The organism is Heliobacterium mobile (genome assembly GCF_009720735.1).
GTDB classification, from domain to species: domain Bacteria; phylum Bacillota; class Desulfitobacteriia; order Heliobacteriales; family Heliobacteriaceae; genus Heliobacterium; species Heliobacterium mobile.
In genome coordinates this window covers 250776-265006 of sequence record NZ_WNKU01000002.1, presented here as the reverse complement: position 1 = coordinate 265006, position 14231 = coordinate 250776, and the positions used below count along the sequence as shown (strand labels likewise).

The following is a 14231-nucleotide window of genomic DNA, read 5'->3' as shown; positions in this document are numbered from 1 at the left end:
ACTAAGAATCTGAATATTAAATTTTTCACGATAACTCCCGGAGGTGGGACGGCTGAACCGCAACGAATCGATTTTGACGACGTTAGCAGAAATGTATCCCGATGCAAAATGCGCCCTTATTTTTCGCAATCCCTTTGAACTGTTAATCGCGACCATCTTAGCCGCCCAGGCGACCGATAAATCGGTCAATAAAATCACGCCGGGCCTTTTTTCCCGCTTTCCCACGCCTGAAAGCATGCTCTCGTTGACGCAGGAAGAATTGGAGCAGGAAATCAAAAGCATCGGACTCTATAAGAATAAAGCACGAAATATACTAGCTACCTGTCGACTATTGGTGGAAAAATACGGCGGACAGGTTCCTAGCGTTAGGGTAGATTTAGAATCCCTTCCTGGAGTAGGGAGGAAAACGGCTTCTGTGGTGCTCGCTGAAGCTTTTCAGATACCTGCAATTGCTGTTGATACCCATGTCTTTCGCGTTTCCAATCGCTTAGGGCTTGCCCAGGGAAAAGACGTAGTCAAGACGGAAGAAGATCTGATGAAAAACATTCCCATGGACCAGTGGCGGATCGCCCATCATTGGCTGATCATTCATGGAAGACAAGTTTGTCATGCCCGTAAACCAGCTTGCGGTGATTGTGCTTTGACAGCATATTGTCGGCATCATACTGGAAATGATTATGATGAGGAGGGGGAAGCGAAATGAAAGTTCTCACAACTATGCTGATTCCGGAGTGGCATCGAGAGCGGTTAGAACGACTTTACCCTGCTGTCCAGTGGCGTATTTGCCGTTCGACGGGAGAGGCCTTGCAATACCTGCCTGGTGCCGATTGCCTCGTCACCTTTGGCGATGGATTGACACCGGATCTGCTTCGGAGAGCTGGCAAACTACGGTGGATTCAATGTATGACCGGAGGATTGGAGCAGATACCGATCGAGGTCTTAAAAGAACGTGAAATTATTCTGACCAATGTGAAGGGGATCCATGGCATTCAGGCGGCTGAACACACCCTCGGTGTCATGCTCGCTTTTGTCCGCCAATTGCCTTTCTTTCTCCGCATGCAGGAAAAGCGACAGTGGGAAGATCATGTTAAGCTTGATGAACTTTATGAGAAAACCGTCTGTATCATCGGCTTAGGTGCCATGGGCTTGGAGATCGCCGCCCGGGCCAATGTTTTCGGGATGCGGGTTATCGGTGTAAACTCTGACGGCCGTGATGTACCTGGTGTACATAAGGTCTATCCGAGAGATCAAGTGCACCGTGCCGTCAGCGAGGCCGATTTCATCGTCTTGGCCATGCCCTTGACAAAGGTTACGGAACAAGGCTTTGGCCAAGCCGAATTGTCGGCAATGAAAAAATCGGCTGTTCTGATCAACATTGCCCGAGGAAAAGTACTCGATGAAAAGGCACTCATTCAAGCGTTGAAGCACGGACAGATCGCTGGTGCTGCTTTGGACGTTTTTGTCGATGAACCGCTGCCCGCTAACAGCCCCTTGTGGAAGATGCATAACGTGATCATCACCCCGCACGTGGCCGGTCGATCCCCACGCTATATGGAGCGAGCCCTGGAAATTTTTGAGGCTAATCTACAGGCCTTTTTGGAAGAACGTCCGATGCCCCTCGGTGTTGTCGATCCGGAAAAAGGGTATTGATCCCGAAAAGACATTTCAGCCTGATAAAAAAGACTGCCCGAAAGTCATGGCAGTCTTTTTTCACAGGCCCAGCAGTTTCAAGTCTTTTTCGGTGACTCGAAAGGGCTCTCGTGGCAGTTTATCGATAGAAAATAATTGAATGAGATCTTTCGGTGCAAGTGGCTCAGGCGAGGGCAGAAGTCCGGCTGTAGCCGCCAGAAAACCAGTCACCGCTTCCGATGAGATACCTTTGGCACGGAGGCTTTCGAGAGATGTACCGTCATGCCGCTTTGAAAGCCTGACTCCGTCAGGACCTAAGACGAGGGGGACATGGTAAAAGCGAGGGACTGACGCTTCAAGGGCTTGATACAGCAAGATCTGTCTCGGCGTCGATGAAAGCAGATCATCACCGCGTAGAACATGGGTAACACCCATGAGCGCATCGTCGACAACGACGGCGAGTTGATACGCCGTTACCTTGTCTGCCCTTCGGATGACAAAATCGCCCACAACCGCTTTCACATCTTGGCAGACCGTTCCGTAGACGCCATCGGTGTATGTAAGAAGACCTTCTGGTGCTAGAAAACGGTAGGAGGCTTGTCCTTTTTTTTGATATTTCTCCCGCCAGGCTTCTGGTGAGAGCTGGCGGCAGAGACCGGGATAGGGAGGCCCTTCTTCTGCGGGTCCATGGGGGGCTCGGGCCAGGTTTGCCAAATCTTTACGGCTGCAAGCACAGGGATAGATACGTTCCTGTGCTAACCATGTAGCTAAGACTTGCTCATATAAGTGATTACGGAGACTTTGGACGTAAGGAAAACAGGGACCGCCTACGTCGGGGCCCTCATCCCAATCGATCCCCAGCCAATGTAGGTCCTCCAGGATTTGCAGGGCATATTCAGGTACAGAACGGGCAGGGTCTAGATCTTCCATGCGCAGAATAAAGATGCCCTTCAATTGACGAATCTGTAACCAAGCCAACAAGGCGGTACGAGCGTTGCCTAAATGCAGTTTTCCCGTGGGACTCGGTGCATATCGACCGACTGGTCTCGAACGGACGGGACGGTTAGCGAGAAGTGACATAGCAGTAGGCCTCCAGACCAGTTTATATACTACGTTTGGAAGGGAAAAGTAGAAAATAACGATATATTTTAAATGGGTAGTCTGGAAATATCCGTTGATAGGTGCTTAACATTAAAGGCAAAAAGGGAGGGATAAGAGCTGCAGCAGGTGGATTCCGGCGGTATCCCTATTTCCTATACGACCAGCCTAGAGGAGTTGCCATCACCATTTGTTCAGGTGGTGCAAAAAAGTCGCTCCCTAAACCGTTTACGGGTCCTCGCCGGAGGGGAGTTGCTCATCACGGTTCTTTGCCCGAGCCACGACGGGACGATGCTGCCTGTATATATCGGCTGGGATAGGGAACAAGTCATCCTTTATTCCCAGAGGCCGGTGCAGGTTATTGAACGGCACATGGTCGTAGCTGATCAAGGTGATTTTCAACATACCCACCGAATCGTCTTCTTTTTTCTTACCGAGTTGTTTGATCTGAACTTTCATGCCTTCGCCCGGCTGGAACGAGAAATTGAGAAACTGGAAGAGAGGATCGTCCTCCAGGAAACGTCTATTTCCGTTACCCTGTTGTTTGAACTGCGGAAGAGGCTGCTCAGCTTGCACCGCGACACTTTTGCCAAACGCAGGCTGATCAATAAGCTGATCGAATACCTCCACCTGCATGGGCAAGAGCAGGCTGAGATGATCATCGGTTTACGGGATCTCTTAGAAGATATTAGCGAACTCACCTTGGAAATTCAAGGCCTCCGGGAAGCCCTACACGGTCTGTTAGAGATTCGCCTGTCCCTGCAGGGGCAGAAAACGAACCAAATCATGCAGAAGTTGACTGTGGTCACGTCGATCTTCATGCCTTTGACTCTGATCGCCGGCATTTATGGAATGAACTTCAAAGTCATGCCCGAGTTAGAATGGTCTGCCGGATATTTCTTAGTTCTTGTCATCATGACGGTCATTGCCGTCGGTTTGCTGCTAGTTTTTCGTCGCCGCAAATGGATATAACTTGGATTAGACTTGGATATAACAAGGAAGGTGTAACTCGTGATTCTAGTTAGTTCTTGCCTCTTAGGGATTCGATCAAAGTACGATGGCTCAGTCAATACGGTAGAGAAGTTGCTCGATCTATGTAGGGAAGGTAAGGTAATTCCTGTATGCCCGGAGCAGTTAGGCGGTTCACCGACACCAAGACCGCCTGTCGAATTGATCGGTGATGGAGGCGGGCAAGCTGTCTTATCTGAAAAAGCCCAGGCCAATACTGACGCCGGCGATGATGTCACCGCGATCTTTATCGAAGGGGCTGCTCAGGTCCTGCGCATCGCCCAACTCTATGACGCAAACATTGCGATTCTGAAAGAGCGCAGCCCCTCTTGCGGCGTTCACTACATATATGACGGTTCATTTACCAGCCGAAAGATAACCGGGCAGGGCGTCACAACTGCCTTGCTTAAGCAACATGGGATTCAAGTGTACTCGGAGGAAGATCTGGAGAGTGGAGTTTTGGCTTCCATCTTGGAGAAAGAGAAACGGCGTTAGCGAGTCGACAAGTGATAAACGCCGCCGATCGGTACGGGAACGATACGATCGGAAACGCCTTTAGCTTCGGCTGCTCTCATCAGCCGTTTCAGCGGTTCATCGACCGGTTCGAGCGAGAGAATGAATGTTTCGTAATGCATAGGGAAGATTTTTTTTGCCTCCAAAACAAGGGCCATCTGCAGCATTTCCTCCGGTGTACCATGGTCCTGGTGAAACAACTCGGGTTTATATGCGGCGATGGGAATGAAAGCGGCGTCCACACCGCCTGGGCAGTTCTGACGAATCTCGTCGACTACGGCGGGAGCGTATGCACTATCGCTGAAAAAGACGATGGTGCGGTTGTTTTTTTGCAGGAGATATACAAGGGTTTCATTGGTCGTCTTATCTGGATTGCTTTTTCCCTGGTGTCTCGTCGGGAAGACTTTGATTACGATATCGCCGATTCGATAGCTTTGAGACCCCTGTAAAGGGACTTTGGGTTGAGGCAACTCTTTTACCGCAGGCAGGTCACCTGACGGGAGTAATAAGGGCGTCCGAAAGGGCAGCGCTCGCAAACTATCTACATCAAGATGGTCATAATGAGCATGGGTAAGCAAGATCCCATCGAGGGTTGTGATCTCATGAGGATGGATGGATGGAGCGACGAGGCGTCTGGGGATAAAGGCCCGGTTCGAAAAAATCGGATCAGTAATGAAGCGAAAACCTTGAAATTCGATAATCCAAGTGGAATGACCGACCCAACCAAAAGAAATCTCATCTTCTCCGCCTAGGGGGAGTTGAAGTTTCCGTGGTGCTGGAGCCATGGGGTGAACAAGCTCGTAGCTTAAATTTAGGGCCAGCATACGAAGGGTAGGTGGATAATCGGGAACGACGAGTAGAAAAGCGGCGATCAGTACGATCAACAACCAGAGCCATTTTAGGCGCTTCATCTCTAAAAGCATTCCTTTTATGGGTTCGAGTCGCCTTCATCAAGAGGCTGTCAAAGTATTGTTCCCAGTCTTGCGTAAACTTACAAAGGAGTTCGATAGTTTAATCCCATATTTAGCTGTAGTGACGTCGTTATACCCGGATTTACCGCCCTTTAACTACATTAGAAGGGTATATTGACCTCCACATACTTTTGGTCGTATACTACCCTTAGGGGGTATGAAGAAGTGTTGGAGATAGATTACAATAAATGTGACCGGCTGAGAGGTTGTTCTGCGGCCAAAGCTTGTCCTGTAGAGGCCATGATACCGGTAGGCAAAGGTTTTTTACCTTGGAAAGTGGAGCGTTGGGAATTCGATGAGCAAAAATGTATTGGCTGCAACAAATGCGTAAAGGTATGCCCGCAACAAGCCATTATCGTGAAGTAATCGAAGTCGATAAAAAGAGACATTCCTGAGTTTTGCTCAGGAATGTCTCTTTTTATGTCGAATCCTCAGGGGACAAGATCTTAGTCCGGAAGAACTGACTCTGTTGAATTAGTTTCTTTCACCATAAAAAGATAGCTGATAAAACCAGCCATCACGAAAGCGGTCGTTGTAATCATGATGGTAATGGGAATCTGCTTTTTCGTAGCCATAGTCAAAAAAGCGACTCCCGAGAACATGAGCAGGTTCTCCACAAAATTTTGAATGGCCACAGTCTTGCCCGTACCGATCGTTTCATGACCTCGATGTTGGAGGACCGTATTCATCGGGACGATAAAAATACCTCCCAAAAAACCGATCAGAAGCAAGGCAGCTACTGTTGCATATAAGCTGTGGATAAAGGTGAAGGTCAAAATCATCGCCGCCATAGACAAGCCGTACCAACGGCATTTTGGGTAATCTTGAAAACGAATGAGCATAGGTGTGATCAAGGCTCCCGCTACGATGCCTACGGCTGTGACGGAAACGAGCAGCGATACATCTCTATTGAAGGTGATTCCTAAGGTGACGGGGATCCAGGCGATGATCACTAAGCGCAGCACTGCCGACGAGAACCAGAAGGCCCCCGTACCCAGCAGCGAAAATCGGCACGATGGGATACCCCATAAGGTGGAGATGTCAGAGAAAAACTCACTTACCGCCCTGCCATAAATGATCTGGCGATTTCCAGGTTTTCGAGGGATAAACAGGACCAGTGCCATCGATAACCCGTAGAGGACGGCGCAGGCGATGAGGGACAAGGGGATGGAACGATCCGACAGTATTCCGCCGGCGACAGATCCCGTTAAAATCGCCAGGATGGTAAAGCTTTCTATCTTCGAGTTGGCCCGCAACAACTCTTCTTCACCGTCGGTCATTTCAGGCAGGATGCCGTATTTGGCCGGTGAGTAAATCACAGCACCAACGCCGACGACAGCGTAACTGAAGGCTGGATTCATACCAGCCAGCAGCAGCCCGATACCAGCCATCTTGATCACATTGCCGATGAGCAGTACCTGGGATTTCGCATTTTTGTCGGCAAAAGAGCCCACCCAGGGAGCGAGGACGACATAAGCAAAAAGGAAAGCTCCCTGTACCAAAGGCAGGTAATAGTCAGGGAGTCCCTGCGTATTAATGATGGCGACGGTGATAAACAGAATCATATTGTCCGCGAAAGCTGAGAAAAACTGGGCTGTCAGCAGCGCTGTAAGGGGACGAAGGAATCGGGGAGGGTTAGGCACTGAATTCGGCCTCCTTCTCCTCAAAGAGTTCGTCTTCGTCCGGTTCGGAGGTCCCTATGACTTCCCCATAGTTGGTTCTCAAGGATACATAGTCCGTCTTTCCATTGCCCAACAGGGGAAGTTTGTCTAGGTGGCAGATCCGGGAAGGAACCATCAAGGGCGAATGACCTGCTTGGACAATAAAATCACGGAGGACCGATTTGGAGGTATGCTCTAAAGTGGTGAATAAGATGATCTGTTCGCCTTTCCGACCGCCTCCTAGAGAAACAGCAGCCATTTCGGTGCTTTGAAAACACTTGGCGGCCAGTTCTTCGACTAAGTTTAATGAGATCATTTCACCGCCGAGCTTGGCAAACCGCTTGATCCGGGAGAGGACCGTGATAAAGCCCTGCTCATCCACGTCGACGAGGTCACCGCAATCATACCATTCTTCCGCCGGAATAAATCCTTGGTGATGGATGAGGTAGCCTTCCATGATGTTTGGACCCTTGATCAGCAGCTTCCCACCCTTGTCGATACCTTCAACCGGCTCGAGACGGTATTCGATATCAGGCAAGAACAGCCCTACCGTACCAGTTTTGTAGTTCAGTGGTGTGACGATGCTGATAAAGGGAGACGCCTCGGTACATCCATACCCTTCCAAAGGACGCAAACCGAATTTATCCAAGCAAAGGCGGCGAGTTTCTTCTTTCAGTTTTTCACCGCCCACGATGAGGTAGCGAATCGAATAAAAATCGAAGGGATGGGCGTTTTGACCGTAGCCGTGGAGGAACGTGGCCGTGGCAAATAACAAGGTAGCGCTGCGGTCATAAGCGATTTCCGGAATGATCTTGTAATGCAACGGCGAAGGATACAAATAGGACTGAAACCCGTACAGCAGTGGAATCAAGGCCCCTTGGAGACCGAAACTATGAAACATGGGCAAGGCATTGAGCAGTTTGTCTTTGTAGGTCAGGTCAACGGCACCAACAGCCTGTAGAATATTGGCCCGGATGTTCTCATGACGCAGTATGACCCCTTTGGGTTTGCTCTCACTACCTGATGTAAAGAGAATGAGGGTATCCTTCTTTTCGACGGCCCGCTCTTTGCGCATATAAGCGCTTAAAGCCTGGATTTTATTGGAGAAGCTGATGGACGCTTTTACATCCTCCAAGTAGATGATGCGCACCTTTGTCGTTAGACCTTTTACCGAGGCTTCTAATCCAGCCTTTTCGATAAAGAGACGAGATGTGAGTACGGTCTTCAGTTCTGCCGTTTCACAACAGTCGAGCAACCCTTGCGGGCCTGTAGTGAAGTTGAGAATCGCTGGGGCTACATTGATACGAAAAAACGCAAATAAGGTCACCACATGAGCGATGGAATTAGGCAGCAGGACGCCCACCCTGCTTTCATTGACGAGAAGGGTCTTAAGCTGGCCGCCTAGGCCATAGGTCCCCAGGATCAACTGTTTATAGGTGGATTTCTGATTTAGATCTTCGACGATTTCCCGGTTCCATCCGACGATCTTGCCGATACGGAGCAGCTCATTAAACAAGTTGATCCCTTTACGATGGCGGCTACGGAAGACGGCCCTTTGCAACGCTTGCAATATCTTGCGGGTCGCTGCTGCCTTTTGGTCTTTGGCGCTTTGTTTTCGTGAAGGGAGGATTTGAAAAGGTTCATCTACATACAGGGTGATCGGAGAAAACCACCGGGACGGCATTTTATCTTGGAGCCGGGTGAATTTTGAGTACTCGGCGCCGTCAATCCCAACAGGGTAAACGGTGGCTCCCGTCTTCAAAGCGATAAAACCGATGCCGTCATAGATCTTCATGATGCCGTTAGTCTTTGTCAGTCGTCCCTCCGGAAAGATGACGACACTCATACCTTCTTTAATAGCGGCAATTATTTCACGAACTGAATAGGGGTTTAGTGGATCGATAGCGATGGATTGGCGTAGTTTTAGAACGGGCCGGATTTTCTCGGCCATCTCGCTGTTGATGACGAAGACGATGTCTTTTGGTAGAAAGAGCGCCAAGATGACAGCGTCGAGAAAGGAAACATGGTTTGGCATAATGATAGCGGGGGTGTCTGTTTTTATCCGGTCAAGGTGGATCAAACGAAGTTGAAAAAGTTTCAAAAATAACAATCGTAGGCAAGCGTGTAGAAACGACATAGCGAACCCCCTCTCGTACTTGTACAGGTTAAGTATAACAGGAGTAGGGAACGCAAAAAATAATTATTCATGGAAACTCTATGACTGAAGAGTGAACAAAACCCCGACGAACACGATAACGCCAGAGAGAACCTTGGAGAGGTTCTTCCGAGTAGTTAAGGTGATTTTCCGGGAGAAAAAGAAGAGAAAAGCAATTAAAAAGACGAACCAGATAAGGGTTCCGAGCAAGTTCCCCAGATAGGCCACAGCTTTATCTTGGATGGCTATTAAGGATGACATATACAGTAGAATGGGAAAGTAACCGAGTGGATTTAAGATAGAGCCGATCACTCCCAGCCAAAAGCCTCCCGAGTCAAAAGCGACGATTTTAAGATTTAACATCGATGAGATACCAAAGAGAATCAAAAAAAGGCCAGAGAACTGTTTGAGTACTGTTCCCGGGTTCCATTCCACATTGATGTACCAAGTGATGAAGCTGAGTGCCAAAAAGATCAAGTTGTCTGTCAGAAGTGTCGCCAAGGCCAGTTTGGCCGCTTCTTTGCGAGAGTAGCTTAGTCCCGACTCTAGGATGCATAAGTTGGGTAGGTCGGGAGCGGCGGAGATGGCGATGCCTAAACAGACGCCGGTGAGCAATTCATTCAACGGGACCACCTCGTTCCTCCAAAAATGACTATGGAAGGAACGAGAGGATCATGACAGGGAAAGCTGATCATTTCTTTTCTTTTGCTGTACAATATAGATGACGAAAAAAGAAAGGTGACTGCGATGAATCAAATGAAGATTTTTCCACCTGTTTTAGAAGACGTTAATCACGCATGGAGTTCCTTTGGATTTTACAGTGCTTTGCTTCAAGACGAAACCATTCAATTGGCTAAAGAGCTTTGCCAAGCTTTTCACTCTGGTCAGGCCGACAAAGGAAAAGTTAGCAGTGATTATTGGTCACTTTTCGAGCGATTAGTTCGGTATGGTGAATTAAGCTGTGCCCCAGTGATCGGTGACGGTTGGCAAAACTACTTTCTTGATCGAATGATTGAAATAGAAACGGCAGTATCTTTGAAAGCCCAGTTTAGCGATGTTCCTATGGGGTCCTCGATAAGGACCGGGGTGGCGATAGAGTTGGCCAATCTGCAGGTTCTCTACGATCTACCAGCTGCCTGGTGGCAAGGGCAGGCCCAAAGGATCACAGGGCGGACTTTTCCAGCTTGGAACGATATTCAACCGATGACGGAAGAGACGAGCAATCCCTTGGCTAAGGCACAGCTGGGGTTAAAAAGATTGATGGCCGCCTGTACCGACTGGCGCGATGAGGCCGACTCCCTCATCGGCTTTCACCGGCAATTCGGCTCCGGTCTCTTTGCTCGGTATTTAGCGTTTCGTTGGGAAGGATGCCTGCGCGGCGTTGAACAGCCTGATCCGATCCGCTTGGAAGACCTGGTCGGCTACGGGCGGCAAAGAAACGAAGTGGTCGACAATACAAAACGACTCTTGTCAGGCTTGCGAGCCAATAATGTGTTGCTCTATGGCGATCGGGGAACAGGGAAGTCCTCAACAGTCAAGGCGCTTATTCATCGTTTCGGCCTCGAGGGTCTGCGGTTGATCGAGGTTCCCAAGAGCCGGTTGGCTGATTTTCCGGCCATGATCGATCTGCTCAAAGACCGGCCTCAAAAGTTCATCCTCTTTATCGACGATCTGTCCTTCGAGGATGGCGAAGAGTCCTATAAAGAAATGAAGGCCCTTTTGGAAGGGGGCGTGGCCGTCCGTCCCGACAACGTGGTCATCTATGCAACCTCCAATCGCCGACATCTGATCAAAGAAACTTTTGCTGACCGGCAAGTCACCCTTAACGAAGCCGACGAACTACATCCCGGAGATACATATCAGGAAAAGATGTCCCTGGCAGACCGTTTTGGTATCACCGTTACTTTTTTAGCGCCCGGTCAAGAAGCCTATTTAGAAATCGTAGAAACCTTGGCTGAGCAGCGAGGTATCGAGATGGAAAGGGAGACCCTCCGTCGACAAGCCCTACAATGGGAGCAACGGCACAACGGCCGATCGGGACGGACTGCTCGCCAGTTTGTCGATTCGCTGATACGATAAATACTAATAAAAAAACCTCCTTCTCGGAAGAATAACCGCAAGAGGAGGTTTTTTTATGGGTGAAAAGACGATTCTTGCCTATTTTCATGGACCTGATGAAGCACAAAAAGCGAAGGAACAGTTGGTCAATCAAGGGTATGAAACAGTTCAAGTGGATAACTTCAGTCATTTTCCTGGCCCCGAGTCGGCGGAACGGTACTTTAACCCATTGACCGGTGATGAGCGGCGAAGCCTCACCTCCCTGATCGAGGGAGTTGAGACCGGCGACGACAGTCGAGTCATGATGGCGGCGATGCCTACCGCATCGGGAATGGCCGATAATGCCTCTTTTATTTCCGGAAGAAATTATCTGGTCACTGTCGTCTGTGATGAAAGTAAATATGACGAAGCGAAACAACTGCTGTCCGCTCATGGCGGCTATACAGAAGCGTGAGGAGGACCCAAGTATGGATCGTTGGCTGGGATGGCCCATCGATCGTGTGTTAATCTTTTTTACCTCTGTTGCCTTTGTTTTAGTCGCTGTTCAGGTTACCTTGTATCATTATCGTCAAAATTTTCGTCACTGGGCCATGTGGGGGCCCGTTTTGGGTTTACCTCTCGCGGCGGCAATTGGAATCGCTTTGACCGTATGGGATTCGGTGCTTTTGCGATGGTTATTTCTTTTTGCTTTGATCGGTGAGTTGGCATCAGGGCTGATGGGTTTTTACTACCACAGCAGGGGCATCAGCCAGCGTGTGGGCGGATGGGAAGTACACAATATCATGGTCGGACCGCCGCCAATCCTGCCGGTCGTGGTTTCTGCCTTATCCCTCTTGGGCCTGCTTGCCCTTTACCTATAACCATGGAGGGGGAAATATGACCGTTCGAACGATTTACCCTGATTACAACGTGATGGAATTGTCAGAGCACTGGGATGAGAATACGCGCAGGCTCGTGGAAAGCCGGCTTCAGCCTCCGTCGACGCCGCATTTTTTTACGGCCCTAGAGTTTTCCATCCTAAAAGTCGTGGTCGGGCGTCTCGTTGACGAAGATAATGAAGAACTGTTGGCTCGTGTGTCTGGACAAATCGATGAGCATTTACTTCAACGGCAGGGCCAAGGCTACCATAAAGCCGGTGTGCTGCCCGGGGAACAATTGCTTCGTCAAGGTCTATCTTGGCTCGATGCTACAGCGCTGCAGTTCTATCAGCGTGCATTTATTCAACTGTCTTCCTGGGAGATGGACGATATTCTCGGAAAAGTGCAGCGAGGGGAAGTGACATGGACAGGGTTAGCTTCGAAAGACTTTTTTACTGAGATCTTAAAAACGGCTGTCGATTTTTTCTATTCACAACCGGAAATCTGGTCGGAAATAGGTTACGGCGGTCCAGCCTACCCCCGAGGATATTATCGTATCGAATATGGGTTGAAAGATCCCTGGGAACCGCGGTTGGACAAGGAATTAGTGGAAAAAAGGGCCGAAGCCGGTTTGGGTCCTGGACCTGTGCGGAGGGTTGACCGATGAATCACTCTACCGGGATTCCTTGGAAATGGGTGAATGAGGAGGTTGACGCAGTTATCATCGGTGCCGGTGCAACTGGTGCTGTGGTGGCGAGGGAATTGGCGCAGGCAGGGCTGCGGATCGTTCTTATGGAGGCCGGTCCCTATTGGGAAGTGAGCCGCGATTTTGTCAGCGATGAATTGCACATGCGCCGAACGGCTTGGCGCTTCAAGCGCTTGACGGCAGGGACCAATCCGCCTGAACTGGGCCATAACGTTTCTGCGTCCGGTGTGGGTGGAACGACGTTACACTTCACGGCAGTGGTGCCGCGATTTTTTCCGTCTGATTTCCGCACTCGTTCCATAGACGGAGTGGGTGAAGACTGGCCCATAGAGTATCATGACATTGAACCCTATTATCGTAAGTTGGAAGAGGAAATACCTGTTTCAGGTCCTAAACATTATCCCTGGGGAGCTTTTAAGGGTCCTTATCCCTATCCGGAGCGGGAACCGATCGCGGCGAACCACCAGATATTGCGTATCGGTTGTGAGAAACTAGGTATTCGCAGCTCTGTCGCTCCCTTGGCCATCTTGTCCGCCCCGTATCGGGGGCGTCCGCCTTGTATTAATCGGGGTTTTTGCGGGCAAGGTTGCCTGCCGAACTCCAAGTTCTCCACGTTGATTCATCATATCCCACAGGCTTTGGACGCCGGAGTAGATCTGCGACATGGATGTATGGTCAACCGGATCTTATGCCGTACGGACGATCAGATCGAAGGGATCACCTTCCTATTTGACGGTCAAGAATATCGGCAGAAAGCACGTGTGGTGATTCTTTGCGCCTCAGCCATTGAAACACCTCGCCTATTGCTGATGTCGTCCGATGGTCGTCATCCGCAGGGGTTATCAAACAGCAGCGGCATGGTAGGTAAATGTTTTATGCTGCACTCTGGTCATGAGACGGTCGCCCGTTTTTCCGAAGAAGTTCTTCCTTACAAAGGAACGCCGATTCTTTCCACTACACAGGAATTCTATGAGACTCCCGCAGACGGCTCGCGGGCACGAGGCTTTTCTATCCACGCGAATGGTGCCCGGCCGCTGGCATTTATGAACATTGTCCGGAAAGCGACGGGTAGTTGGGGTAAGAACTTACGGGAAATCGGAAGAGACTACAACTACTTCGCCCGGTTGACCATTGTTGGAGAAACCTTGCCGAGCCTGAACAACAGCGTATCTCTATCGGATCAGAAAGACGAAACGGGTTTGCCGGCACCGCTAGTCACATTTTCCTTTGAAGACAACGATCACAAGGTCATTGCCGCCGGCGTCGAGATGAGTAAACGGATTTTAGAGGCGGCCGGTGGCCGAGTGGAATTTGTCAGCGAAGATACATCTCACATGCTCGGTGGTTGCCGGATGGGGAATGATTCTCGCCAATCTGTAGTGGATAAATGGGGAAGAAGCCATGATCACCCCAATCTGTTTATCGCCGATACATCCCTTTTTGTCACTTCTGGGGCTTCGAACCCCACATTGACAGCCATGGCCTTAGCTTGGCGCACAGCAGATTTTATTAAAGAGCAGTTTCGACAGGGAACCTTCTAAAACATCTTTTGAAACAGGTCACGAAGACCTGTTT

The 14231-nt window shown here is 49.7% G+C and carries 15 protein-coding genes; 10 read left to right on the top strand and 5 right to left on the bottom strand.

Annotated features, from left to right (window positions below):
* Positions 1 to 52 precede the first annotated feature (52 nt).
* Together nth and GJ688_RS03780 are read left to right on the top strand one after the other, a co-directional pair.
* Positions 53 to 703, top strand: a complete 651-nt coding sequence (nth, locus tag GJ688_RS03785) for an endonuclease III (RefSeq protein WP_207708748.1) — start codon at positions 53 to 55, stop codon at positions 701 to 703.
* A complete protein-coding gene (locus tag GJ688_RS03780) occupies positions 700 to 1650 on the top strand; it encodes a D-2-hydroxyacid dehydrogenase (RefSeq protein WP_155475185.1) in 951 nt (316 codons plus the stop codon). Before nth ends, GJ688_RS03780 begins: the two co-directional genes overlap by 4 nt.
* A 60-nt stretch (positions 1651 to 1710) precedes the next feature.
* On the opposite strand, the gene gluQRS is transcribed toward GJ688_RS03780, so the two are convergent.
* Positions 1711 to 2709 carry a tRNA glutamyl-Q(34) synthetase GluQRS gene (gene gluQRS / locus GJ688_RS03775; RefSeq protein WP_155475184.1) on the bottom strand — a complete coding sequence of 333 codons (999 nt, stop codon included), beginning with the start codon at positions 2707 to 2709 and terminating at the stop codon, positions 1711 to 1713.
* 147 nt (positions 2710 to 2856) lie between these two features.
* Between gluQRS and GJ688_RS03770 the strand changes: the two genes are divergently transcribed.
* On the top strand, positions 2857 to 3699 hold the full coding sequence (locus tag GJ688_RS03770; RefSeq protein ID WP_155475183.1) for a magnesium transporter CorA family protein: 843 nt from the start codon (positions 2857 to 2859) through the stop codon (positions 3697 to 3699).
* A gap of 39 nt (positions 3700 to 3738) precedes the next feature.
* On the top strand, positions 3739 to 4230 hold the full coding sequence (locus tag GJ688_RS03765) for a DUF523 domain-containing protein (RefSeq protein ID WP_170291629.1): 492 nt from the start codon (positions 3739 to 3741) through the stop codon (positions 4228 to 4230).
* Here GJ688_RS03765 and GJ688_RS03760 read toward each other — a convergent pair.
* Positions 4227 to 5159 (bottom strand): MBL fold metallo-hydrolase, encoded by a 933-nt coding sequence (locus tag GJ688_RS03760; protein ID WP_170291628.1) that lies wholly within the window; start codon positions 5157 to 5159, stop codon positions 4227 to 4229. The two genes, GJ688_RS03765 and GJ688_RS03760, sit on opposite strands and share 4 nt — an antisense overlap.
* Before the next feature lie 225 nt (positions 5160 to 5384).
* On the opposite strand from GJ688_RS03760, the gene GJ688_RS20405 reads away from it, so the two are divergent.
* On the top strand, positions 5385 to 5585 hold the full coding sequence (locus GJ688_RS20405; protein ID WP_207708744.1) for a 4Fe-4S binding protein: 201 nt from the start codon (positions 5385 to 5387) through the stop codon (positions 5583 to 5585).
* 80 nt (positions 5586 to 5665) lie between these two features.
* Here the strand turns inward: GJ688_RS20405 and lplT are convergent, their stop codons facing one another.
* The 3 genes from lplT to GJ688_RS03740 form a co-directional block, all read right to left on the bottom strand.
* On the bottom strand, positions 5666 to 6862 hold the full coding sequence (lplT, locus tag GJ688_RS03750; protein WP_328597306.1) for a lysophospholipid transporter LplT: 1197 nt from the start codon (positions 6860 to 6862) through the stop codon (positions 5666 to 5668).
* Positions 6855 to 9017 (bottom strand): AMP-binding protein, encoded by a 2163-nt coding sequence (locus tag GJ688_RS03745; protein ID WP_155475180.1) that lies wholly within the window; start codon positions 9015 to 9017, stop codon positions 6855 to 6857. The genes lplT and GJ688_RS03745 overlap by 8 nt, the downstream gene beginning before the upstream one ends.
* A gap of 78 nt (positions 9018 to 9095) precedes the next feature.
* Complete coding sequence (locus GJ688_RS03740) at positions 9096 to 9668, bottom strand: hypothetical protein (protein ID WP_155475179.1); 573 nt, start codon at positions 9666 to 9668, stop codon at positions 9096 to 9098.
* 114 nt (positions 9669 to 9782) lie between these two features.
* On the opposite strand from GJ688_RS03740, the gene GJ688_RS03735 reads away from it, so the two are divergent.
* The 5 genes from GJ688_RS03735 to GJ688_RS03715 are packed head-to-tail and all read left to right on the top strand — an operon-like array spanning position 9783 to position 14197.
* Positions 9783 to 11114, top strand: coding sequence for an ATP-binding protein (locus GJ688_RS03735; protein WP_235910740.1), 1332 nt, complete (start codon positions 9783 to 9785; stop codon positions 11112 to 11114).
* A gap of 55 nt (positions 11115 to 11169) precedes the next feature.
* Positions 11170 to 11547: a hypothetical protein gene (locus GJ688_RS03730; RefSeq protein WP_155475178.1), complete on the top strand. Its 378-nt coding sequence runs from the start codon at positions 11170 to 11172 to the stop codon at positions 11545 to 11547.
* 13 nt (positions 11548 to 11560) lie between these two features.
* Positions 11561 to 11953 carry a hypothetical protein gene (locus GJ688_RS03725; protein ID WP_155475177.1) on the top strand — a complete coding sequence of 131 codons (393 nt, stop codon included), beginning with the start codon at positions 11561 to 11563 and terminating at the stop codon, positions 11951 to 11953.
* A gap of 16 nt (positions 11954 to 11969) precedes the next feature.
* Complete coding sequence (locus GJ688_RS03720; protein ID WP_155475176.1) at positions 11970 to 12617, top strand: gluconate 2-dehydrogenase subunit 3 family protein; 648 nt, start codon at positions 11970 to 11972, stop codon at positions 12615 to 12617.
* A complete protein-coding gene (locus tag GJ688_RS03715; RefSeq protein WP_155475175.1) occupies positions 12614 to 14197 on the top strand; it encodes a GMC family oxidoreductase in 1584 nt (527 codons plus the stop codon). Before GJ688_RS03720 ends, GJ688_RS03715 begins: the two co-directional genes overlap by 4 nt.
* Positions 14198 to 14231 lie beyond the last annotated feature (34 nt).